We start from the raw sequence: 21,324 nt of genomic DNA, 5'->3' as shown, positions 1-21,324 counted from the left end.
CGCCGCCTCGCTTCAGGCCGCCATCCGGCTGCCATAGCGCGCCAGGCTGAGATCGTCGGACTGGATATCCGGCTTCTTGCCGTCGATCAGGTCGGCGAGCAACTTCCCCGACCCGCAGGCCATGGTCCAGCCCAGCGTGCCGTGGCCGGTGTTGAGATAGAGATTGCTGTATTCCGTCGCGCCGATCACCGGCGTGCCGTCCGGGGTCATCGGGCGCAGGCCGGTCCAGTAGCTGGCCTGCGACTGGTCGCCGGCGCCCCCGAACAGATCTTCCACCGAATACACCAGCGTCGCCTTGCGGGATGGCGGCAGGTCGCGGTTGAAGCCGGCAATCTCCGCCATGCCGCCGACCCGGATCCGGTCGCCGAGGCGGGTGATCGCGATCTTGTAGGTTTCGTCCATGACGGTCGAGACAGGGGCGCGGCTCTCGTCAACGATCGAAACGGTGATCGAGTAGCCCTTGACCGGATAGACCGGCACGCGCAGCCCGAGCGGCTTTAGCAGCTGCGGCGTGAAGCTGCCCATGGCGGCGACGAAGCGATCGGCGGTGATTTCGCCGCGTGTCGTCTTTACCGCGACGATGCGCTTGCCCTCGGTGCGGATGCCGAGGATGTCGACGCCATACTGGAAGGTGACGCCCAGGGCCTCCGCGCGCTTGGCCAGTTCGTTCGTGAACTTGAAGCAGTCGCCCGTCTCGTCATGGGGAAGCTGCAGCCCGCCGACAATCTTCTCGCGCACATGGGCGAGGCCGGGCTCCGCCGCGATGCAGCCGGCCGGGTCGAGCACCGAGAACGGCACGCCGTCGCTCTTCAGCACGGCGATGTCCTTGCCGATGCCGTCGAGCTGCTTCTGCGTCCGGAACAATTGCAGCGTGCCCTTCGCGCGGCCGTCATATTCGATGCCGGTTTCCTCGCGCAGTGCGATCAGGCAATCGCGGGAATATTCCGCCAGCCGGACCATGCGGCTCTTGTTGACGGCGTAGCGGGCCGAGGTGCAGTTGCCGAGCATCGCGATCACCCAGCGCCAGGTGTCGGCATCCAGCATCGGCTGGATGATCAAGGGGGCATATTTCATGAACACCCACTTCATCGCCTTCTGCGGGATGCCGGGGGCGGCCCAGGGCGAGGAATAGCCGGGCGAGATCTCGCCGGCATTGGCGAAGCTGGTCTCCAGCGCCGGGCCCGGCTGGCGGTCGATGACCGTCACCTCGTGCCCCGCCTTGGCCAGATAATAGGCGGAGGTCACACCGATGACGCCGGCCCCGAGAATGGTGATCTTCATGACTGCCCCTGTCCGCCTTCGCGGCTTGACGGATATGCGTAGTGCCGATGGTAGCGCTGACCGAGACGGGTCAGGATCTCGTAGGAAATGGTGTCGGCGTCGGCCGCGACCGCTTCCAGCGTCTGGTTGGGTCCGATCATCTCGACCAGCGTGCCGGGCGCGAGGGCGTCTTCGGCAAGCGCCGTGACATCGACCATGAGGCTGTCCATCGAGACCCGACCGACAATTGGCAGCCGTTTTCCCTCGAACCACGCAGCACCGCGATTGCTAAGCGAGCGCGGCAGGCCGTCGGCATAGCCGGCGGCGAGCGTGGCGATGCGGGTTTCGCGCGGGGTGACATAGGCGCCGCCATAGCCCACCGCCGTGCCGGCCGGGACGGTGCGGGTCTGGATGACGCGCACGTCGAGCCGGACGACCGGGTGCATCGGGTTTTCCTCGGCCACGGTCGGGGCGGCACCATAAAGCGCTACGCCCGGACGGGCGAGATCGCCGCGATAATCCGGGCCCAGAAACACCCCGCCGGAATTGGCGAAGGAGACGGGAATGCCGGGGAAGAGAGCGCTGGCGGTTCGCATCGCGGCAAGCTGGCTCGGGCTCGCGGTGTGGTCGGGCTGATCGGCGCAGGCGAGATGGCTCATGATCAGGGTCAGGTGGAGGCCCGCCAGCCCGGCCGGGTCAGCCGCCAGCGCTTGCAGTTCCGGCAGGGAGAGGCCCAGCCGGGCCATGCCCGTATCGACCTGCAGCGCCGCCTGCAGTTCGATGCCGCGTGCCAAGGCCAGCGCCGACCAGGCCTTTGCCTGATCCAGCGCATTCAGGACGGGGATAGCACCGAGATCGGCGCAGGCTGTCTCGCTTCCCGGCATCAGCCCGTTCAGGACGTAAAGCCTGGCGTCGGCGGGCAGGAAAGGCTTCAGCCGCACCGCCTCGATGAAATGGGCCACGAAGAAGTCGCGGCACCCTGCCGAATGCAGCACCGGCACGACCTCCGCCGCGCCGAGGCCGTAGGCGTCGGCCTTTACCACGGCCGCGACCGGCGTCGGCGCCGCCGTCCGGCAGAGCCTGCGATAGTTTTCGACCAGCGCGGCGAGGTCGATGGTCAGCCGCCCGCAGGCGGCCGTCTCATCCACGCCGCTCGCCATTTTAAGCCTCACGGTCTCGTTCATCGATGCCCACCCCTTCGCCTCAGACCAGCATATTGCTTCATCCTGCGAACTTCCGATCGAAGAGTGCGCCTTTGTGCGATAGAAGAGGCTTTAAAGATCGTTTCTGCGACGGATTGAAAGAAACTGCATGTCGGGTCTCGACGCCATCGACCGCAACATCATCCGGCTGCTGCGCCTCAATGCCCGGATCAGCAACGCCAAGCTCGCGGAAGCCGTCGGGCTGTCGCCTTCCGCCTGCCTGCGGCGGGTCAACCTATTGGAGCAGACCGGAATCATCCGGGGCTATACGGCGCTGGTCGGGACCGGGGCGGAGGAGGGGATCGCCGTCATCGTGCAGATCACGCTCGACCGGCAGACGGAGGAATATCTGAACCGCTTCGAGGCGGCGGTGCGGAAATATCCCGAGATCCGCGAGTGCTTCCTGATGACCGGCGGCTCCGACTATTTCCTGCGGGTCGAGGTGGACGGCGCCGCCAATTTCGAGCGGGTGCACAAGGAGATCCTGTCCGCTCTGCCGGGGGTCGCCCGCATCCACTCGAGCTTCGCGATCCGCAACGTGCTGTCGTCGCGCCGGCCCGCGTGACTAAGGAGCGTGTGCCGATTCTCGATGGACCCCGGGCACGCAGCTCGGTGAGTCTTCTTGCAAAAAAAAAGACCCGCCCTGTGAGGGGCGGGTCGATCGGGAGGATCGATTGAGAGGGGGTCGATCCGTGGGCGCCGTCAGCGCTGGCCGCCCTTGTGCGACGGATCGTGATCCTTGTTCTGGGATCCATGCGAACCCTGCTGCGGGCCCTTCTCAGAGGTCTGGCCCTGCTGGCGCTGTCCGGACTGCTCTGCGCCCTTCTTGCCCATCTCGGAGGCTCGTTTCGGGTCGTTTGCAAAATTGCCAGATCCGGTGCGTTGATCTTTATTAGGCATCTCACTCACTCCGCTTAACCCCGTCCGCGTAAGAAACTGTCCAGCGGGGCAATCGTTCCGAACTTTGCCGCATAACGTTACGTCGCAGCTCGGAATCACCGGATTCTGGCCCGTTCGTGTTGACAAGCCATAGCCGCGCTGCCTATGGTCCGGCCGAATTTTCGAGCGGGCGCCCCGGCGCTCGTGTCGTTCCCAGAACCCTTTCGCGAGCGTCGCGCCATGAAGATCAAGAACTCGCTCAAGTCCCTTCTCGGGCGTCACCGCGCCAACCGGCTCGTGCGCCGGAAGGGCCGTGTATTCATCATCAATAAGGTCAATCCGCGCTACAAGGCCCGTCAGGGCTAAGGAGCGGGCGCGCCACGGCGTGCCATCTGGATTAGATTTTGACGATGCCCGCATGACGGCTTAAATTGCCATCATGCGGGCATTTGTCATTTCTATCGTCGCGTTGACCGCTCTTTCGTCGGTGGCTCTTGCCGCACCGCCTGGTGCTGCCGATTCGGCAGACAAGAGCGACCGTCTGGCGAGCCAGAGCATCGACCAGCTTTTCACCTCGCTTGCCAAGCCGGGCGACGAGGCGGCCGGTGCTGCCGTCGAGGCGGAACTGCAGCGCCGTTGGCGCAATTCCGGCAGCGATACGGTCGACCTGCTGATGCTGTGGGCGACCGAGGCGATCTCGGCCAAGAACTTCCCCCGCGCCTTCGATTATCTGGATGCCGTTACCACGCTGCGGCCCGATTATATCGAGGGCTGGAACCGGCGCGCGACGCTGTTCTTCCTGCAGGATGAATATGGCAAGGCGCTCTCGGACCTGGAAAAGGTGCTGGCGCTGGAGCCCCGCCATTTCGGCGCTCTGGCGGGCTTGGGCATGATCCTGAACGAGATCGACCGCAAGAAGGAAGCGCTGATCGCCCTTCAGAAGGCGATCGCCATCGATCCCTATCTCGACGACCAGGTCCGCGACGCCATCAAGAAGCTCGAGCCCGAAATCGACGGGCGAGAAATCTAGCGGCCGGCGCTCTCTCCGAACGATTTCGACAGTCCCGGCTCGCCTAAGCTTTCGCCCATAGAAAAAGCCGGCCTCCGCGAGGAGGCCGGCTTTTTTATCTCTGCGGCGAAGCCGGATAGGGAAGGGCAGGTCCCACAAGCGGCGGAACCGGTATCGGGCCGTCCCTAGGCAGCCCGGAGCGCCGCCTAGCGGCGACCCTCTTCCGCGCCGGTGCCGACATAGGCGATGCGCAGCATGTTGGTGGCGCCCGGCGTGCGGAGCGGCACGCCGGCCGTGATGATGATCCGGTCGCCGGGCTTCGCGAATTCCTCGCGGTTGGCGATGAAGCAGGCGCGGTTCACCATGTCGTCGAGATTGTAGGCATCGTCGCTGACGACGCAGTGCAGGCCCCACACGACCGACAGGCGCCGGGCCGTCGAGACGATTGGCGACAGGGCGATGATCGGGGTCTGCGGACGCTCGCGGGCGGCGCGCAGGCCGGTCGAGCCCGAGGCGGTGTAGCAGCAGATCGCGGCGAGGTTCAGCGTCTCGGCGATCTGGCGCGCAGCGGCCGAGATCGCGTCTGCGCCGGTTGCTTCCGGCTCGGTGCGCTGGGCGTGCATGATGTTCTTGTGGTTCGAATCGAGCTCCACCTGGGTGGCGATCCGGTCCATCGTCTCGACGGCTTCGATCGGGAAGGCGCCGGCGGCGGATTCCGCGGACAGCATGACGGCGTCGGCGCCTTCATAGACGGCCGTGGCGACGTCGGAGACCTCGGCGCGGGTCGGAACCGGCGCCGTGATCATCGATTCCAGCATCTGCGTGGCGACGACCACCGGCTTGCCGGCGCGGCGGCAGGCCCGGGTGATCTGCTTCTGGATGCCCGGAACCTGTTCCAGCGGCATCTCGACGCCGAGATCGCCACGCGCGACCATCAGCGCATCGGAGATCTCGATGATCTCGGCCAGACGCTGCACGGCCTGCGGCTTCTCGATCTTCGACATGATGCCGGCGCGGCCTGCGGCGATCTTGCGCACTTCGGCGACGTCGTCGGGACGCTGCACGAAGGAAAGCGCGATCCAGTCGACATTGGCCTGGAGGGCGGCGTCGAGATCGGCGCGGTCCTTCTCGGTCAGCGCGCCCGTCTTGATCGTCGAATCCGGGACGCTGACGCCCTTGCGGTCGGAGAGCTTGGTGCCGACTTCGACGGTCGTGAGCGCGCTCTTGCCATTGGTCGAGATCACGCGAAGGCGAACCTTGCCGTCGTCGATCAGCAGACGGTGGCCGGGTTCGAGCACTTCGAGGATTTCGGGATGGGGCAGGAAGACGCGACCCTGCGTGCCGGGGGTCGGATCGCTGTCGAGCGTGAAATTCTGGCCGACCGAGATGTCGATCGACTTGTCCGCAAAGGCGCCAAGGCGCAGCTTCGGACCCTGGAGGTCGGCGAGTATGCCGATCGGGCGGCCGACATCGGCTTCGACGGCGCGGATGATGCGAACGAGATCGTTCAGCTTCTCATGCGTCGTGTGGCTCATGTTGATGCGGAACACGTCGGCGCCGGCCCGGAACAGGGCCTCGATCATCTTCTTGTCGGAAGAAGCCGGACCCAGGGTCGCGAGAATCTTGACCTTACGCGACCGTCTCATTTGCGTTGCGCTCCTTGCTGTGCAGGTTCGTTGAGCTGGATCGTCCAGCTGGTTTGTTCGCCGGTATCGACTTCGAAGAAGCCGGAACGGTTAAATCCACGCGGCACGCAATCTTCGGTGCCTTCGATGGTAAACATTTTGTCTTTCGTGCACATCACGTATTTGCCGCTCCACTCGCCGCCGTGGTCGTAGTCGACCGCATAGACGTAATAGTAGCGTGACACGAGCGTGCCGCTGACGAGCGTCTCGCAGCTATTGACGGGGACGTTCCACCAGCCTTCGGTCGTCCAGATTTTCTTGTCCTTATAGCCGATGGCGACGCCGACACGACTGGGCGTCTTGTTGCAGAGGCGCAGATCGGCAGACGCCGGCGCCGATTGCAGGAACAACGCTCCCAAAGCGACAAGTAAGGCGAGAAGGGCCGAGCGCGGCCAATGTCGAAGCTCGTATGATCGCATCGATGAGGTCGCGAACCAGTTGAGGCAGGAGGCTGCTTTATGGCGCTGCTGCTTTCCAGCTGTCAACCTTGGGATAGGCGAAGCGACGGGCTCCAGAAGCCGCGTCCGATGCGGGCTTGCCGCCGATTTCAGTCCGATGAATCGCATTTCTCTGATAATCAAAATAAACGCGGCTGCATGATGGCTAAAACCCTTTTCGTCAACCGCCGCGTTGCGGTCGGGCGATGAAGATGCCGGCGAGGATGAGGGCGCCGCCGATGGCCTGCGCCATCGAGACGGCCTCGCCGAGAAACAGCCAGCCGGCCAAGGCCGCGGCGACCGCTTCCAAGAAGATTACCAGCGCTGAAAAAGCGGCAGGCAGATGGCCGAGCGCGAAAGCGAGCATGCCCTGGCCGCCGGCATGGCTGATGAAGGCAAGGCCGGCGAGCGAAGCGGCACTCTCGACTGAATCGGGCAGGATGCGCGGCTCCGTCGCCAGCGCTACGGCGAGCAGGATGATGCTGGTGACCAGCGTGGACAGGAAGGTGATCTTGCCGGCCGAGGATCGGCGGCGCGCTACCCGGACCGCCAGGAAATAGCAGCCGAAGAAGAAGGAGGTGATGACGCCGTAGAGATCGCCGTCGAGATGTTCGGGGCGGATGCGCCAGCTCATTCCGATCAGGAAGGTGGCGCCGAGCAGACACAGCGCGAGGCCGGCCAGCACGCCGCGCCCCACCTTTTCGCCGATCAGCAGGCCCGAGCCCAGCACGACCCAGACCGGCGCCATGGTGGCAAGGAAGGTGGCGTTGGCGACGCTCGTCTTCAGGATCGCCAGATGCCAGAACAGCAGGTCGCCGGCGAACAGTCCCCCGGCCACCAGGATCGCGCCGTCGATCCGCCAGATCGAGCTCAGCGGTGCGCCGGACCGGCGCGCTTCGAACAGCGCCCAGGCGAGCAGAAGCGGCAACGCTCCCCCGACGCGCCAGAAGGCGCTGGCGAAGGGGCCGACATCCGTCAGGCGGACGAAGATCGGCGAAATGCCCATCGCCATCGCGCCCAGGATGAGGGCGGGAATCGCGAAGGCGGCGACGGAGGCGGGTGGCGGCGGGGTTGGTGAAGCGGCGGGCAAGGCGATCTCGCGGGAAGGGCAGCACATTCCTATGGCAGCCGTCCGGCCGGGTCACTATGATTTAACCATGCGCGATGCTTTAAATCCGACGCCGGCTGCCGAAGCCGTGCCTGCCGATGCCGCCTTCGAGATCCTCCCGGGGGATGCGGGCGCGGGATTGATCCTGCTTTGCGACCATGCCTCCAGCCATGTACCGGCGGACTATGACTCGCTCGGCCTGCCGCCTTCCGAATTCGAGCGCCACATCGCCTATGACATCGGCGCGGAAGCCTTGACGCGGGCGCTGGCCGCGTGCTTCGGCGTGCCGGCCGTGCTGTCGCATTTCTCCCGGCTGCTGATTGACCCCAATCGCGGCCTCGACGACCCGACCCTGATCATGCGGCTCTCGGACGGCGCCGTGATCCCGCGCAATGCGCGGATCGACGGGGAGGAGCGCGAGCGCCGGATCGCGCGCTTCTACCAGCCCTATGACGATGCGGTGAACCACACGATCGAGGCCGGCATGGCCACCGGGCGGATCCCGATGATCCTGTCGATCCACAGCTTCACCCCGCTCTGGAAGGGGCGGCCGCGTCCTTGGCATGCGGGTATCCTGTGGGATGCCGACCCGCGGCTGGCCCGGCCGCTGATCGAGGGGCTGGCGCGCGATCCCGCCATCGTCGTTGGCGACAACGAGCCCTATCATGGGGCGCTGAAGGGCGACACGCTCTATCGCCACGCGACCCGGCGCGGGCTTGCGCATGCGCTGGTCGAGATCCGCCAGGACCTGATCGCTGATCCGGCCGGCGTCGCCGAATGGGCCGATCGGCTGGCCGGGGTGCTCACCGACCTCAAGGTTGGCGAAGCGCCGCACCAGGTCGAATTCTACGGCTCGCTCGCCGACCCCCGCTAGCGGCAACGGGCAAGCCCCGGCAACGGACCTTCGGGTCCCTCACTTTCGAAGGCAGGCTGTCATGACCCAACTTGACCCGCAAACGACGATCGAACTCGAGGCGGCGGCCTTCCGCAGCTTGGTCGAGCATCTGCGGACGCGCAGCGACGTGCAGAACATCGACCTGATGAATCTTGCCGGCTTCTGCCGCAATTGCCTGTCGAACTGGTATCGTGAGGCCGCCGAGGCGAAGGGCGTGGCACTCTCCAAGGAGCAGTCGCGCGAGATCGTCTACGGCATGCCCTATGCGGAGTGGCAGAAGCTGAACCAGCGCGAGGCGACGGCGGAACAGCAGGCGGCCTTCGCGGCCAATCGCCCGGACCATTGACGCACCGGCACGTCCTTTGTGGACTTGACCCATTCGGCTAAGTCGGGCACTCACGCTCGCCTGTCGCCAAACTTTTTTGAGGTTCCCCACCATGGCTGAAGACGAAGTCCAGGGCGTCGCCGCCGCCCAGCTCAGATCCATTGTCGAGCGGATCGAGCGACTCGAGGAAGAGAAGAAGGCGATCGCCGACGACATCAAGGACGTCTATGGCGAGGCGAAGGCCAACGGCTACGACACCAAGGCGCTGCGCAAGATCGTCGCGCTGCGCAAGCAGGACGCCAATGAGCGCGAAGAGCAAGAGGCGATCCTCGAACTCTACAAGAACGCGCTCGGCATGGTCTGATCCAGCCTATCCGTCCGACGGGGTCGATCGGAGCGCTGCTCCGATCGTGCGCCGCCGGCCGGCATGACGATGGGGGGGCTACTTGCCCTTGTTCTCGGCCGGCAGGTGCTGGCCATAGGCCCGCTCGCGCTCGTCGCGCGTCCGCACCAGGTCTTCATAGGCTTGGCGGGCCTCCGCCGACAGCGATACCCGCTTTACCGGGGCCGCCTTCTTGCGCGGGGCCTTCTTGAAGCGATCGTTCGTCTCGGTCATGGCGCGCGCTTCCTCTCAGGGCTGATCCACAGCCTATATCAGCCCCTTGCGGCAGCCGACAGGTCCCGTCCGCCGTTTTGAAGCGCGCCGCTCGCCGAGCCCCGCGCCGGCCCGCGTCCCAGCCCTCCGATTCCCTGAGCGATTCCGTACCCAGCGGCCGTCCATGCCGTGGGCAGGCTGATGCGAAAACCGCTCGGCCGTCCTTCATCCTGCTCGTCCAGGCGCGCTCGGACGGCGGGGTCAGAATCCGGCCAATAAAAAAGCGCCGCAGCATGTCGCTACGGCGCTTTTGTTTTCTGCAATCCTGCCGGCGGTCAGCGCTTCAGGAAGGCCGTCCGACCGATCGTCTCGAGCTGCGCGAATTCCTGCGTGCCGAGGTGATGGACCAGCGGGCCGGCGAAGCGGTCCGTCCGGAGCCCTTCATAGGCGATGCGACCAAAGCCGAGGCGGATCGAGCGCTCTGGTGCCGTGAACAGTTCCGGCATCAGGAAGGGCGTCGGCATCTGCAGGTTGGCGTAGGGCTTCTGACGGGTCGAGCCGGTGCGGGTGACCAGTTCGATCGTTGCAGCCTCATAGGCAACCGGCGTCAGGCGAGCCAGCGGATCGTTGGCCACCACCGGCGCCGCGGCCTGCAATCCCGAGGCATTGCCACGCGATGCGAGCTTGGCTCCGCCGGTAACCGAAGCCTTGGCGACGGTCTTGGCGGCGTGGCCGGCGACGATCGCGCCAGTCGCGGCGTCGATATGCGGCGCGGCGGTTTCGTCGAAGGTCAGCGGTGCGGCATAGGCCATCATCGCGTCGCTGGAGGGTTTGCCCTTGCCAACGGCCTCGGCGATGGCGTCCGCCGCGGTGCCGGACTTGCGCAGACCGGCGACCTGGGCGTTGGCCCTGGCCGAGCTGGTCGCTTCAAGCGCCGCGAGCGTATCGGTGATGCCGCTGCCATAGGCCGGCGCCGGCTGCACAGGCGATGCCTGCGGGATCGGCGCGACGCTGGCCATCGCCATGATGGGACGGGCGACCGGCGAACGGCGCGGAGCCGGCGGGAAAGCGCCAACGGCTTCGGTATCGGCGGCTGCGACGACGACGGCTTCGGCCTCGCGGTTCGGGGCCGGGCGCGGCAGCGGTGCGGACGCCGTTGCAAACGGCACGGCCTCCTCGGCTGCCGGTTCGTCCGTCTTGGCTACTGCCGCGACCTGGACGGCATCCGCATCGGCTTCCATCGCGGCCGGAGCCTTGCCCGGCTTCGCGACCGGAGCCGCGACGGCGGGGATATCGTCCTCGTCGGCGGAATCATTGCCGGTCAGGCGGCTGAACCAGGACTTGCCCTTGCTCGGCGAGGCGCTGGCCATCATGACCGAACCGCCGCCGGCCTTGCGGGCCTTGTAGGCAGCAAGCGCCTGCTCATAACCGGGAAGCGGCCGGCCATCGGACGGCACATGCAGCGTCTTGCCGTTCGGGAAGATCCGCACGAGCTGTTCGCGCGTCATCTTCGGCCAATGGCGGACGCTGCCCGTGTCCATATGGACGAAGGGCGAGCCGGAGGTGGGGTAGAAGCCGACGCCGCCAACCTGCATCTTCAGGCCGATGGCCCGGAGCTTGGCCAGCGGAACGTCCGGCATGTAGAAATCCATCGCCTTGCCGAGCATGTGCTGGCTCTGCTTGGCGACGCCGCGGGAACGCGAACGGAGCATGCCGTTGGTCGCGGGCGAGCGATAGCCGCAGATGACGGTGATCGGCACGCGCGACCCGGCCTGCTGGTACACTTCCCAGATCAGGTCGAAGAGCTGCGGGTCCATCTTCGTCGGCTCGTTCTTGCGCCAGTCGCGCAGGAACACGTTGAGCTGCTTCAGCCCGGCCGGGTCGTATCGGCCGTTGCGCTTGAAGACGATGGTGGCCGTCTCTTGTGTGTGGGCGTTGTGCAGCTTGAGCGCGCGGTCGCCCGCGGCGGCGTCTGCATCATCGATGGGCGCCGTGACGACCATTGAGCCGGCAACGACGGTGGTTGCGAGGAGCATGCGAAAAGCGGTGCTGCAACGCTGCAGCAGGCTCCGGTCTCGCTCGAACTGATCGGTTTGCTTAATCAATGTGCTTCTGCGTCCTTGCCCGGAATGGGCCCCCGTGAAGGGCAGAATGCTTGAAGAGAGTTAACCAGCATTTACCGTAATCGACCTTTCTTGGACCCCGTTTCCGGGGTTCACCTGCCGATCACGGCATTGTCATTTCGCAACAGTCGGCGGCAATCGTGGCATTTGAGGGGCAAAAAGAAAACCGCGCAGGACATCGTCCAGCGCGGTTTCGCACATTTCATCGCCGGAAACAGCGGGCCGGCGCCCTGCAACCCAAGGCGCCGGGCCGATTTCAGCCCTGCAGGCCGAGCGCTTTTTCGACCCTGGCGTTGAAGCCGTAAATGTCCGGGCGGGTCTGGACAACGCCATTATCGTCGACGAAAGCCGTGAAATAGGTCAGGTGAATCGGGATCCGATTCGGCAGATTGATCCATTTTTCCTTGCCGCCGACCATTTTGCGAAGGCGCTGCTGCGACCATCCGCCCTGATGCGCCAGCAGCACGTCGGCGAATTCCAGGGGATCCTGGACGCGGACGCAGCCATGGCTGAGCGCGCGGTCGTCGCGCTTGAAAAAGCTCTTCGACGGGGTGTCGTGCAGGTAGACGGAGTGCTCGTTGGGGAACAGGAACTTGACGTTGCCCAGCGCATTGTCATCGCCCGGCGGCTGACGGATCATGATCTGGCGCGCGTTGACATTGCTCCAGTCGACCATCTGCGGATCGACCGGGCGGAACTTGCCATCGACATTCGCCAGCACCTGATAGCCCTTGCGCGACATGTAGCTCGGGTCGCGCCGAACCGCCGGCAGCATTTCCTTCATCGTGATCGAAGCCGGGACGTTCCAGCTCGGATTGACGACGATCGATTCCATCGCGTCGGAGAAGACCGGGGTCTGGTTGGTGATCTTGCCGACCACAGCGCGGGTGGTGTGGATCACCTTGCCGTTCTCGACCACGCGAACGTTGTATTCGGGGATGTTCGCGATGATGTGGAAGGCGCCGAGGTCGCGCGGCATCCAGCGCCAGCGCTCCATATTGGCGATGATTTCCGCGGTGTTCGACTTGCCCGTGCCGTTGATGAAGGCGACCGTGGCGTTGCCGGCGATGCCATCCGCCTTCAGCCCCTTGTCGGCCTGGAAGCTCTTCACCGCCTGCGCCAGCGTCTCGTCATAGACCTCGGGCGCCTCGCTCGGCGCCGGCAGGTCGAAGCGGGCGCGCAGCAGCGGCACGCGCGGATCGGAGAGGCCGACCTTCATCGACTTGCCGCCGGGTACCGGCGCATGAACCGTCGCGGTCTCGCCGCCGCGCGCGGTAGCGAGCGCCTGCTTCAGGCGCAGATAGCCCTCGTGCTGCGGATTATAGCCGGCGATCGCCGCCGCGCCGTCGCTGGCGGTCGAGACGGTCGTCAGCACCTCGATCGGATCGGGCAGCAGCGGCTTCAGCGTGATCAGCTTGCTGATCGAGGACGGATCCAGCCGGCCCGCATAGGCCTGGCGGGCATAGGTGAGGACCGCCTTGCTGAGCAGCATGTCGACCGAGGCCGCGATGTCCGGGCCGGCCGGGGTGCTGGAGCCCAGGGTCGCCGGCGGCAGCTTGTAGGCGGCGGGGTCGAGCCCGTCTTCGGCGGCGGCCGCGATCCGGTCCATGATCCGGCGCGCCTGCGGCGTGTAGACGCCTTCGACCATCCAGACAGGCTGATAGTCACGCTCGGCATAGAACTCGACCATGGCGGCGCGGTCGCGCTTGTCGTTGAACGAGAGCTTTTCCTGCGGCGCGGTGAGCAAGCCCTTCAGGGCGCGCGCGGCCGGATCGCTGGCGACGTCGGCCAGGGTCAGGCTGGCGGCGCTGCCTGCGCGCTCGCGAAACGTCTTGCCTTCCGGCAGGTAGGCATGGGCCGAGCCGACCGACAACCCGATCAGCGCCGCGCCTGCCAGGAGTGTCTTCGTCGCCTTGAACATCATCTCGCCCGAACCCTTCATGACTTCCGAACCTTTCGAGCCGTACCGGAGCGATACCGTCACGGTCGGTGCCTGGCACCTGTAGACATCAATTCCATGGACCGCGCTGCGATCCACGTCACTCTGCCGCAATCTTCCCGGCCCCGGATTTCTCGCCCGTCTCGGCAATGCCGAGTTCTTTGAGTTTGCGATAGAGAGTCGAGCGGCCAATGCCGAGTTTCCGCGCCACCGTTGCCATGCGGCCACGGTAGCGATCGAGCGCCAGCCGGATCACCTCCGCCTCGATCTCGGCCAGCGGCCGGACGTCGCCGCCGGCATCGACGGCGGCGATCGTAGCGTCGCCCTGTGGCGCCAGGGCGGTTGGCGGCGCGTCGGATAGACGCGGCCGGTCGAATGGGATCACCGCGTTGCTCTCGATCGCGACCGGCGCGCTCGGGATGGCTTCGTGGCGGCTGGCGATCTGCGGGAAATCGGCCGGCGTGAGCATCGGGCCGTCCGCCAACGCGACGGCGCGGAAGACGGCGTTTTCCAGCTGCCGGACATTGCCGGGCCAGGCCTGCGACCTCAGCAGGTCCAGCGCTTCCGGCGCGATACCGCGTAAGCTGCGCTTGCCCTGTTCGGAAGCGAAGCGGGCGGCGAATTGCTGGACCAGGTCCGGAATGTCCTCCCGCCGGTCGCGCAGGGGCGGCACGCGGATCGGGAAGACGTTGAGGCGGTAATAGAGGTCCTCGCGAAACTGCCCCTGCCGGATGCGGTCGATCAGGTCGTGATCGGTCGCGGCGATCAGGCGGATGTCGATCCGGAGGGGGCGCTTGGCGCCGACCGGCTCGATCTCTCCCTCCTGGAGCGCGCGCAGCAGGCGAGCCTGGACGTCGAGCGGCAGTTCGTCGATGCCATCGAGGAACAGCGTCCCGCCCTGGGCCTGTTGCAGCTTGCCGGGATGTCGGGCGGAGGGGCCCGTCTGCAGGCCGAACAGGGTCGCATCCAGCAGGCCGGGAGCGAGCATGCCGCAGGAAACGGCCACGAAAGGCTTCGATTTGCGGTCGCCGCTGCCATGGATGGCGCGGGCGATGCGTTCCCTGCCGGTGCCGCTCTCGCCTTCGAGCAGGATGGGCATCGGCGATCCCGCGGCGCGCAGGCCAAGCTGGACGACCCTGGCCATGGCCGGGCTTGTCGTCACGAGATCGTCGAATGTGAGCGTGTCGCCGGCGGCGCGGCGGCTCCGCGCCAGTTCCTTTTCCAGCGCGCCCAGACGCAGCGCGTTCCGGATCGAGACTTCGATGCGTTCGGGCGAGGCAGGTTTGACAAGGAAATCCGTGGCGCCGGCGCGGATCGCGCTCGCGGCCTGGTCGGTGCCGCCCTGCGCCACCTGGACGATCACCGGCAGCGTCCGGCCGGTTCGGGACAGGCGTTCCAGCACACCGATGCCGTCGAGCTCGGGCAGGACGAGATCGAGAATCATCGCCTCGAAGCGCCCGCCATCCGGCGCGGCCAGCCGCTCGAGCGCGGCGCGGCCGTCCGACAGCGCGACGACGTCCAGGCCAAGCGCAACGGCCGCCGCTTCCAGAAGCCGCCTTTGCGCGGGATCGTCGTCGACGATGAGGATCTGGGCGGGCATGCGGCGCTTTGCAATTTCGGGATGAGAGCGGCACGGCGCAGAGCGGCGCCAGGGTGCCTGTCGGTCCATGATCGGATCGTCGCGTTAACGTCCTGTTACCCGTGCGGCCCCGATGCGCCGATGCGCACCGTTCGATCACGCGGGTTGATCGAGAGGGGGGTGGGCCCCTAAGTATGGACCATCTTTCTCGCGCTATCGGATCCTCCATGCCCTTCATCAATGCGATCCCGAAGAGCTCGGCTCACATGAGCTCCGCTCTTGCCACCCAGCCCGCCGATGCGGCGCTTGGCGCACTGCCGGAGTGGAATCTGGCCGACCTCTATCCCGGCATGGACTCGCCCGCGCTGGCCGCCGACCTCGCCCGGGCGCAGACCGATTCGGTCGCCTTCGAGACCGCCTACAAGGGCAAGCTGGAAGCGCTCGCCCGCGATGGCGGCCTGGTCGAGGCGATCGTCGCCTGCGAGACGCTGGAGGAATTGCTCGGCCGCATCATCTCCTATGCCGGTCTCGTCTATTCCGGCGACACCACCGATCCGGTCGGCGCAAAGTTCTATGGCGACGTGCAGCAGAAGATCACCGATGCCGGAACGCATCTGCTGTTCTTCACGCTGGAGCTGAACCGGATCGAGGACAGCGTGCTCGAGACCGCGATGCAGGCGGATGCCAGGCTCGCGCACTATCGGCCGTGGATCGAGGATGTCCGCAAGGAGAAGCCGTACCAGCTCGAGGATCGCGTCGAGCAGCTCTTCCACGAGAAGTCGGTCACCGGCCGCGGCGCGTGGAACCGGCTGTTCGACGAGACGATGGCCTCGCTCCGCTTCGACGTGAACGGCGAGGAGCTGACGCTCGAGCCGACGCTGAACCTGATGCAGGATCCGGACGAGGCCAAGCGCAAGGCGGCGTCCGATGCGCTGGCGGCGACCTTCAGGGAAAACATCCGCCTGTTCACCCTGGTCACCAACACGCTGGCCAAGGACAAGGAAATCTCGGATCGCTGGCGCGGCTTCGAGGATGTCGCGGCCTCCCGCCACCTCGCCAACCGGGTCGAGCCGGAAGTGGTCGATGCGCTGGTCGCGGCCGTACGCGAGGCCTATCCGCGCCTGTCGCACCGCTATTACAAACTCAAGGCCAAGTGGTTCGGCAAGGATGCGCTCGACCATTGGGATCGCAACGCGCCGCTGCCGAAGGTGCCGGGCCGGACGATTCCCTGGACCGAGGCGCGCGACACCGTGCTGTCGGCCTATGGCGATTTCGCGCCGGAAATGGCCGAGATCGCCAAGGAATTCTTCGACAAGAACTGGATCGACGCGCCCGTGCGCCCGGGCAAGTCGCCCGGCGCCTTCGCGCATCCGACGGTGCCCTCGGTGCATCCCTATGTCCTGCTCAACTACCAGGGCAAGACGCGGGACGTGATGACGCTGGCGCATGAGCTTGGCCATGGCGTGCACCAGGTGCTGGCCGCACCGCAGGGCGCGCTGATGGCGCCGACGCCGCTGACGTTAGCCGAAACCGCCAGCGTGTTCGGCGAGATGCTGACCTTCCGCGCGCTGCTCGACAGCCAGACCGATCCGGTCCAGCGCAAGGCGATGTTGGCGTCCAAGGTCGAGGACATGATCAACACGGTCGTGCGCCAGATCGCCTTCTATTCGTTCGAGCGCAAGGTCCACATCGCCCGGCGCGAGGGCGAGCTGACCTCCGACCAGCTGAACGCGATCTGGATGGAAGTCCAGGTGGAGAGCCTGGGCCCGGCGATCCGCCTCGGCTCCGGCTATGAGACGTTCTGGACCTACATCCCGCACTTCATCCATTCGCCGTTCTACGTTTACGCCTATGCGTTCGGCGACTGCCTGGTGAACTCGCTCTATGCCGTCTACCGGCAGTCGGAGAGCGGCTTCCAGGAGAAGTACTTCGACCTGCTGAAGGCAGGCGGCACCAAGCATCACTCGGAACTGCTGGCGCCGTTCGGGCTCGATGCGACGGACCCGTCCTTCTGGCAGAAGGGCCTTTCGGTGCTCGAAGGCTTCATCTCCGAGCTGGAAGCGATGGAGGCCTGAGGCTTCCGATCCTCTCTTAAGCGGGAAAGCTCGGCGCCATGGCGTCGGGCTTTTTTTTGTTCGAGGTACGATGCTAGGAGCCTGGCCCCGTTCCGTCTGGAATCATGATCGGCTGTGCGGACGATCCAGCCCCCTAGTCAGGCGATTTCGCCTAAATGGCGCCTGACCCATTTTGCTTCTTCCGACGCCGTGCGCCCGAAATGTCGCTTGAAATCCCGGCTGAACTGGGCGGGGCTCGCATAGCCGACCGACATCGCGACCTCCGCAATCGTTCTTTCCTGGCTGGCGATCATCAATCTTGCCTCGTGCAGCCGCATCTCCTTCACGTACTGGATCGGACTGCTACCCGTCAGTTCCTTGAAGTAGACGTGGTAGGAGGGGACGCTCATCCCGACAGCTCTGGCCAGATCGAGGATCGAGATTTCAGAGCCGTAGTTTTCCCGCAGCCATGCCACGCTTTGTATGACTTTTCCCGCGGTGCCGTTCTGTCGAACCGCCGCGATCATCGCGCCGCCTTGCGGACCGATCAGCATCCGGTAGTGCAACTCGCGCAGGAGACCTGGCCCCAGGACGCCGATTTCGGCTGGGCTGCCCAGCGCCTTCAGAAGGCGTAGGAGCACATCCTCGATATCGGCATCCATCCTACTGGAACCGAGACCTCGTGGCTTGTCGCTCTTCAGCGCCGCCTGCCGCTCTAATTGCATGGCGATTTCGGCGGCCAATTGCATGTCGAATTCTACATAGACCGCGATCAGCGGGCGCTCAGGGCTCGCGACCGAATCCATCCGGAAGGGGACCGGCACCGAAACGGCCAAGTAATGGTCCTCGTCGTATTGAAAGACTTCGCCTTCGAGGATGCCTCGCTTGCTCCCGCGCAGCACGAACACGGCGCCGGGTTTGTAGAGCACCGGGATGTCCTGCAGCACGGCCTCGGTGCGCAGGATGCGCACGCCGCTGAGCGCTGTCGGGTTATATCCGTGACGCGGCGCGAGACGATCCGCCAATGCCATCAGCGCGTCTCGCCGGGATGGTGTTTCCCCGTCTCTGATAGGAATTGGCAAGATATTCATAGAATGTGCAATCGATAGACCCATATCGCGATACTATTGATCAAGCCATCCCCTCCAGCAAGGATGTTGGCAGATCATGTCACCAAAGATCTTATTCATAACCGGCGCCAATTCGGGTTTCGGTCTGGCGATCGCAGCGGCTGCAATCCAGGCGGGCCACACGGTGATCGGATCCGTACGCTCCGAGGCCTCCCGCGCCACGCTCGCCAAGGCTCTTCCCGAGGTTCATTCTGTTCTCTGCGACGTGACGGAGTTCGATCGCCTGCCGGATGTTGTCCAGGAGGCGGAGGCGGCACATGGCCCCATCGACGTCCTGATTAACAATGCCGGCTACGGCCATGAGGGCGTGATCGAGGAGTCACCAATCGAGGAGATGCGCCGACAGTTCGATGTCAACGTTTTTGGCGCCGTTGCCGTCGCCAAGGCGTTTCTTCCAGGCTTCCGGTCGCGCCGCCGGGGCTTCATCGTCAACGTCACCTCGATGGGCGGCATGATCACAATGCCCGGAATTGCCTATTACTGCGGCAGCAAGTTCGCCCTCCAGGGAATCTCGGAGGTGATGCGCTCGGAAATGGCCCCGTTTGGCGTGCATGTGACGGCGCTTTGCCCTGGTTCGTTCCGGACGGACTGGGCCGGACGCTCGATGGTCCGCACCGAAAGATCGATCGCGGACTACGATTCTCTTTTTGATCCGATACGCGCGGCCCGGCGGGCCGTCAGCGGCAAGCAACTCGGCGATCCCGAAAAGCTGGCCGCAGCCGTTCTGACCTTAATCGAATCCGACAATCCGCCGCCGCAACTTCTGCTCGGCAGCGACGCCTACCGGCTGGTGTCGGCGAAAATCCAGCGCCTCCAGCAGGAAATCGAGACCTGGCGGGAGCTCACCCTGTCCACGGACGGTTAAGCCGCGGCCTGGATGGAGCGGGCGCGGCCGAGGCGACGCTTGCGATCCTGGCCTTGCCGGCTCTCGGAGAACTGTCTCGCCCGCCGGATCCTCCTGAGAGGCTTCGCTGACGCGAAGCCCCTCAGGATGTTGGCGCAGCCCGGAGAAGGCTGGCTATAAACTCGCCTGCGCCCGGTAGAGCCGGGCATAGGCGCCGTTCGCCGTGATCAGCGCTTCGTGGCTGCCTTCCTCGACGATGCCCGACTCGGTCAGCACGAGGATCCGGTCGGCCCGCTGCACGGTCGACAGGCGGTGGGCGATGACCAGCGTCGTGCGCGAGCGCGCCAAAGTAAGCAGCGCCTGCTGCACGGCCCGTTCGCTCTCATTGTCGAGCGCGCTGGTCGCCTCGTCGAAGATCAGGATCGGTGCGTCCTTCAGCATGGCGCGGGCGATGGTCAGCCGCTGCTTCTGCCCGCCGGAGAGCTTCACCCCGCGCTGGCCGATGTCGCTGGCATAGCCGTCCGGCAGCGCCAGGATGAAGTCGTGCGCGTTGGCAGCCCGCGCCGCCGCCTCGACCTCGGCATCGGTGGCATCGGGCCGGCCGTAGCGGAGGTTCTCCATCACCGTGCCGGCAAACAGGTAGACGTCCTGCTGCACGATGCCGATGTTCCGCCGCAGCGCATCGAGCCGGATGTCGCGGATGTCGATGCCGTCGACGAGGATCCGCCCCTCCGTCACGTCGTAGAAGCGCGGGATCAGCGCACAGAGCGAGCTCTTGCCCGCGCCGGACGCACCGACGAGCGCCACGAACTCTCCCGGCCGGATCGAGAGCGACAGGTTGCGGAGCACATGCGGGCCATCCTCCTCGTAGCGGAATCCGACCTTTTCGAAGGCGATCGCGCCGCGGGCGCGGCCGAGGGCGATCGCGCCGGGACGATCCTGGATGTCGGGCTCCGTCTCGAAGATCTCCATCACCCGCACGAAGCCGGTGAAGCCGCTCTGCCAGAGGCGGGCGAGGTTGGCGAGACGGTCGACCGGGTCGATCAGCACGCCGACGCAGAGCAGGAAGGTCAGCAGTTCGGCAACGCCGAGCCCCGCTTCAACGACCCGGACCGCGCCGGCGACGATCACCATGACCGTCACGATCTGCGGGAACACCGTGGTGCCCGACCAAAGAAACGCCTCGCTGCGATAGCCAATGCGCCGGCCTTCGAGAAAGCGCTGGTTGGCAATTTCGAAGCGCTGGTTCTCCAGCGCCTCGTTGGCGAAGGACTGCACGACGCGGATGCCGGCGAGGGAATCCTCGACCCGCTCGCTGACGCCGCCGACGCGCTCCTTCACCTGCAGCATGGCGGCATTGACGCGGTTGTTGAAATAGAGCGCGTAGAAGGCCGCCGGCGGAATGAAGGCGAGGATCATCAGGGCGAGCGGAACGTCGAGCGTGAACAGGATCGCTGTCACGCCGCCGAACTTGAGGACCGCGATGGCGAGGTCCTCCGGGCCGTGGTGATAGAGCTCGCCCACGTCGAACAGGTCGTGCGTGACGCGGCTCATCAGCTGGCCGACGCGCTGGCGGTCGTAGAAGCGGAAGGAGAAGCTTCTGGCAGTGGGCGAAGAGCTCGCGCCGGAGCGCCGCCTCCATCTTGGCGCCCATCATGTGGCCCTGATAGTCGACGAAGAGGGTCGCGAATGCCTGCACGACGAGCAGGGCCAGCATCAGCCCGCCCATGGCGTAGATCGCGGGTAGCGTCGACGACGGATCGTCCGCGCCGATCAGCAGGCGCGTCACATGGTTGGCGCAGAGCGGCAGCAGCAGCGCCGTCACGGAGATCAGCACGGCGCAGGCGAGGTCAAGCGCCAGCAGCGGCAGATAGGGCCGGTAGTAGCCGAGCAGCTTGGCAAGCCGCGCGCGGGTCAGCCGCGGCGTCGAGGCCTCGGTCGGATCTTCCGATAGCAAAGCCGCGCGCGGAAAGGCGCGTTCGGCATTCGCAGCGGATGGAGCGGGAAGAGGGGAGTGTTCGCTTTCGCTAGCGGCGTCGTCGCGCGCCTGCATTTCCGGAGAACGGATAAGCATAGAGTCTCATGTCCTGGTGGTTTTCAAAGGCTTCCTTCTGGTTGGACATGAGGGTTCTCATCGGATGCTCCCGGTCTCTCGTTTGGCGAGCCGGCACTATGATCGCGCGGGCCACGCCGGGCAATGTCGAGGGGGTGGAAACCGGCCGACCGTGACTTTTCGGCACCGGCGATGGCCATCTGGTCA

At 65.6% G+C, this 21,324-nt stretch carries 19 protein-coding genes and 1 pseudogene; 8 read left to right on the top strand and 12 right to left on the bottom strand.

The window, feature by feature from the left end:
- Positions 1 to 12 precede the first annotated feature (12 nt).
- Together ACHMWQ_RS23265 and alr are read right to left on the bottom strand one after the other, a co-directional pair.
- Positions 13 to 1,281 (bottom strand): D-amino acid dehydrogenase, encoded by a 1,269-nt coding sequence (locus tag ACHMWQ_RS23265; RefSeq protein ID WP_396309291.1) that lies wholly within the window; start codon positions 1,279 to 1,281, stop codon positions 13 to 15.
- The gene (gene alr / locus ACHMWQ_RS23260) at positions 1,278 to 2,444 is read right to left on the bottom strand and encodes an alanine racemase (protein ID WP_396309290.1); all 1,167 of its coding nucleotides are present in this window, start codon (positions 2,442 to 2,444) and stop codon (positions 1,278 to 1,280) included. Before alr ends, ACHMWQ_RS23265 begins: the two co-directional genes overlap by 4 nt.
- A gap of 127 nt (positions 2,445 to 2,571) precedes the next feature.
- Here alr and ACHMWQ_RS23255 point away from each other — a divergent pair, with 127 nt between their 5' ends.
- Positions 2,572 to 3,027, top strand: a complete 456-nt coding sequence (locus ACHMWQ_RS23255) for an Lrp/AsnC family transcriptional regulator (protein ID WP_396309289.1) — start codon at positions 2,572 to 2,574, stop codon at positions 3,025 to 3,027.
- A 137-nt stretch (positions 3,028 to 3,164) separates the two neighbouring features.
- Here ACHMWQ_RS23255 and ACHMWQ_RS23250 read toward each other — a convergent pair whose 3' ends face one another.
- On the bottom strand, positions 3,165 to 3,296 hold the full coding sequence (locus ACHMWQ_RS23250; RefSeq protein ID WP_396309288.1) for a hypothetical protein: 132 nt from the start codon (positions 3,294 to 3,296) through the stop codon (positions 3,165 to 3,167).
- A 285-nt stretch (positions 3,297 to 3,581) separates the two neighbouring features.
- Between ACHMWQ_RS23250 and ykgO the strand changes: the two genes are divergently transcribed.
- Together ykgO and ACHMWQ_RS23240 are read left to right on the top strand one after the other, a co-directional pair.
- Complete coding sequence (gene ykgO, locus ACHMWQ_RS23245) at positions 3,582 to 3,707, top strand: type B 50S ribosomal protein L36 (protein ID WP_018181353.1); 126 nt, start codon at positions 3,582 to 3,584, stop codon at positions 3,705 to 3,707.
- A 73-nt stretch (positions 3,708 to 3,780) separates the two neighbouring features.
- Positions 3,781 to 4,371 carry a hypothetical protein gene (locus tag ACHMWQ_RS23240; RefSeq protein ID WP_396309287.1) on the top strand — a complete coding sequence of 197 codons (591 nt, stop codon included), beginning with the start codon at positions 3,781 to 3,783 and terminating at the stop codon, positions 4,369 to 4,371.
- 185 nt (positions 4,372 to 4,556) lie between these two features.
- Here ACHMWQ_RS23240 and pyk read toward each other — a convergent pair whose 3' ends face one another.
- Genes pyk through ACHMWQ_RS23225 form a run of 3 tightly spaced genes read right to left on the bottom strand, consistent with a single transcriptional unit; the run spans position 4,557 to position 7,562 of the window.
- Positions 4,557 to 5,996, bottom strand: a complete 1,440-nt coding sequence (gene pyk / locus ACHMWQ_RS23235; RefSeq protein WP_396309286.1) for a pyruvate kinase — start codon at positions 5,994 to 5,996, stop codon at positions 4,557 to 4,559.
- Positions 5,993 to 6,601 carry a DUF1036 domain-containing protein gene (locus ACHMWQ_RS23230; RefSeq protein ID WP_396309285.1) on the bottom strand — a complete coding sequence of 203 codons (609 nt, stop codon included), beginning with the start codon at positions 6,599 to 6,601 and terminating at the stop codon, positions 5,993 to 5,995. Before ACHMWQ_RS23230 ends, pyk begins: the two co-directional genes overlap by 4 nt.
- Before the next feature lie 52 nt (positions 6,602 to 6,653).
- Entirely contained in the window at positions 6,654 to 7,562 is a 909-nt protein-coding gene (locus ACHMWQ_RS23225) for a DMT family transporter (protein WP_396309284.1), read from the bottom strand.
- A 67-nt stretch (positions 7,563 to 7,629) separates the two neighbouring features.
- Here ACHMWQ_RS23225 and ACHMWQ_RS23220 point away from each other — a divergent pair, with 67 nt between their 5' ends.
- The 3 genes from ACHMWQ_RS23220 (at position 7,630) to ACHMWQ_RS23210 (ending at position 9,164) form a co-directional block, all read left to right on the top strand.
- Positions 7,630 to 8,454 (top strand): N-formylglutamate amidohydrolase, encoded by an 825-nt coding sequence (locus ACHMWQ_RS23220; protein WP_396309283.1) that lies wholly within the window; start codon positions 7,630 to 7,632, stop codon positions 8,452 to 8,454.
- Between the two features lie 61 nt (positions 8,455 to 8,515).
- Positions 8,516 to 8,821 (top strand): DUF1244 domain-containing protein, encoded by a 306-nt coding sequence (locus tag ACHMWQ_RS23215; RefSeq protein ID WP_396309282.1) that lies wholly within the window; start codon positions 8,516 to 8,518, stop codon positions 8,819 to 8,821.
- A gap of 91 nt (positions 8,822 to 8,912) precedes the next feature.
- Complete coding sequence (locus ACHMWQ_RS23210) at positions 8,913 to 9,164, top strand: DUF2312 domain-containing protein (protein WP_266330224.1); 252 nt, start codon at positions 8,913 to 8,915, stop codon at positions 9,162 to 9,164.
- A gap of 78 nt (positions 9,165 to 9,242) precedes the next feature.
- Here the strand turns inward: ACHMWQ_RS23210 and ACHMWQ_RS23205 are convergent, their stop codons facing one another.
- The 4 genes from ACHMWQ_RS23205 to ACHMWQ_RS23190 form a co-directional block, all read right to left on the bottom strand.
- A complete protein-coding gene (locus ACHMWQ_RS23205) occupies positions 9,243 to 9,416 on the bottom strand; it encodes a hypothetical protein (RefSeq protein ID WP_266330223.1) in 174 nt (57 codons plus the stop codon).
- Positions 9,417 to 9,730: 314 nt separating this feature from the next.
- Entirely contained in the window at positions 9,731 to 11,431 is a 1,701-nt protein-coding gene (locus ACHMWQ_RS23200) for a DUF882 domain-containing protein (protein WP_396309281.1), read from the bottom strand.
- Between the two features lie 343 nt (positions 11,432 to 11,774).
- Positions 11,775 to 13,502 (bottom strand): murein L,D-transpeptidase, encoded by a 1,728-nt coding sequence (locus ACHMWQ_RS23195; protein ID WP_396309280.1) that lies wholly within the window; start codon positions 13,500 to 13,502, stop codon positions 11,775 to 11,777.
- Positions 13,503 to 13,557: 55 nt separating this feature from the next.
- Complete coding sequence (locus ACHMWQ_RS23190; RefSeq protein ID WP_396309279.1) at positions 13,558 to 15,057, bottom strand: sigma-54-dependent transcriptional regulator; 1,500 nt, start codon at positions 15,055 to 15,057, stop codon at positions 13,558 to 13,560.
- A 245-nt stretch (positions 15,058 to 15,302) separates the two neighbouring features.
- Between ACHMWQ_RS23190 and ACHMWQ_RS23185 the strand changes: the two genes are divergently transcribed.
- Positions 15,303 to 17,111, top strand: coding sequence for a M3 family oligoendopeptidase (locus tag ACHMWQ_RS23185; protein ID WP_396309278.1), 1,809 nt, complete (start codon positions 15,303 to 15,305; stop codon positions 17,109 to 17,111).
- Positions 17,112 to 17,248: 137 nt separating this feature from the next.
- Here ACHMWQ_RS23185 and ACHMWQ_RS23180 read toward each other — a convergent pair whose 3' ends face one another.
- Positions 17,249 to 18,181 carry an AraC family transcriptional regulator N-terminal domain-containing protein gene (locus ACHMWQ_RS23180; protein WP_396309277.1) on the bottom strand — a complete coding sequence of 311 codons (933 nt, stop codon included), beginning with the start codon at positions 18,179 to 18,181 and terminating at the stop codon, positions 17,249 to 17,251.
- Between the two features lie 76 nt (positions 18,182 to 18,257).
- Between ACHMWQ_RS23180 and ACHMWQ_RS23175 the strand changes: the two genes are divergently transcribed.
- Positions 18,258 to 19,085: an oxidoreductase gene (locus ACHMWQ_RS23175; RefSeq protein WP_396309276.1), complete on the top strand. Its 828-nt coding sequence runs from the start codon at positions 18,258 to 18,260 to the stop codon at positions 19,083 to 19,085.
- A 153-nt stretch (positions 19,086 to 19,238) separates the two neighbouring features.
- Here the strand turns inward: ACHMWQ_RS23175 and ACHMWQ_RS23170 are convergent.
- Positions 19,239 to 21,138, bottom strand: a pseudogene (locus ACHMWQ_RS23170) (ABC transporter ATP-binding protein).
- Between the last annotated feature and the right edge of the window lie 186 nt (positions 21,139 to 21,324).

Origin of the sequence: Kaistia sp. UC242_56 (assembly GCF_044452255.1) — a bacterium.
In the GTDB taxonomy this organism is placed as follows: domain Bacteria; phylum Pseudomonadota; class Alphaproteobacteria; order Rhizobiales; family Kaistiaceae; genus Kaistia; species Kaistia defluvii_A.
Note: the sequence above shows the minus strand (reverse complement) of the source record. Positions and strands in the feature narration are given on the sequence as shown.

What these genes read in the sequence shown, in the direction of transcription:
- ACHMWQ_RS23220 (WP_396309283.1), top strand. Translation starts at nt 7,630, where the DNA reads ATGCGCGATGCTTTAAATCCGACGCCGGCTGCCGAAGCCGTGCCTGCC.
- ACHMWQ_RS23175 (WP_396309276.1), top strand. Translation starts at nt 18,258, where the DNA reads ATGTCACCAAAGATCTTATTCATAACCGGCGCCAATTCGGGTTTCGGT.
- ACHMWQ_RS23180 (WP_396309277.1), bottom strand. Translation starts at nt 18,181, where the DNA reads ATGAATATCTTGCCAATTCCTATCAGAGACGGGGAAACACCATCCCGG.
- ACHMWQ_RS23210 (WP_266330224.1), top strand. Translation starts at nt 8,913, where the DNA reads ATGGCTGAAGACGAAGTCCAGGGCGTCGCCGCCGCCCAGCTCAGATCC.
- pyk (WP_396309286.1), bottom strand. Translation starts at nt 5,996, where the DNA reads ATGAGACGGTCGCGTAAGGTCAAGATTCTCGCGACCCTGGGTCCGGCT.
- ACHMWQ_RS23250 (WP_396309288.1), bottom strand. Translation starts at nt 3,296, where the DNA reads ATGGGCAAGAAGGGCGCAGAGCAGTCCGGACAGCGCCAGCAGGGCCAG.
- ACHMWQ_RS23230 (WP_396309285.1), bottom strand. Translation starts at nt 6,601, where the DNA reads ATGCGATTCATCGGACTGAAATCGGCGGCAAGCCCGCATCGGACGCGG.
- ACHMWQ_RS23215 (WP_396309282.1), top strand. Translation starts at nt 8,516, where the DNA reads ATGACCCAACTTGACCCGCAAACGACGATCGAACTCGAGGCGGCGGCC.
- ACHMWQ_RS23240 (WP_396309287.1), top strand. Translation starts at nt 3,781, where the DNA reads ATGCGGGCATTTGTCATTTCTATCGTCGCGTTGACCGCTCTTTCGTCG.
- ACHMWQ_RS23255 (WP_396309289.1), top strand. Translation starts at nt 2,572, where the DNA reads ATGTCGGGTCTCGACGCCATCGACCGCAACATCATCCGGCTGCTGCGC.
- ykgO (WP_018181353.1), top strand. Translation starts at nt 3,582, where the DNA reads ATGAAGATCAAGAACTCGCTCAAGTCCCTTCTCGGGCGTCACCGCGCC.
- ACHMWQ_RS23205 (WP_266330223.1), bottom strand. Translation starts at nt 9,416, where the DNA reads ATGACCGAGACGAACGATCGCTTCAAGAAGGCCCCGCGCAAGAAGGCG.
- ACHMWQ_RS23200 (WP_396309281.1), bottom strand. Translation starts at nt 11,431, where the DNA reads ATGCTCCTCGCAACCACCGTCGTTGCCGGCTCAATGGTCGTCACGGCG.
- ACHMWQ_RS23185 (WP_396309278.1), top strand. Translation starts at nt 15,303, where the DNA reads ATGAGCTCCGCTCTTGCCACCCAGCCCGCCGATGCGGCGCTTGGCGCA.
- ACHMWQ_RS23190 (WP_396309279.1), bottom strand. Translation starts at nt 15,057, where the DNA reads ATGCCCGCCCAGATCCTCATCGTCGACGACGATCCCGCGCAAAGGCGG.
- ACHMWQ_RS23265 (WP_396309291.1), bottom strand. Translation starts at nt 1,281, where the DNA reads ATGAAGATCACCATTCTCGGGGCCGGCGTCATCGGTGTGACCTCCGCC.
- alr (WP_396309290.1), bottom strand. Translation starts at nt 2,444, where the DNA reads ATGAACGAGACCGTGAGGCTTAAAATGGCGAGCGGCGTGGATGAGACG.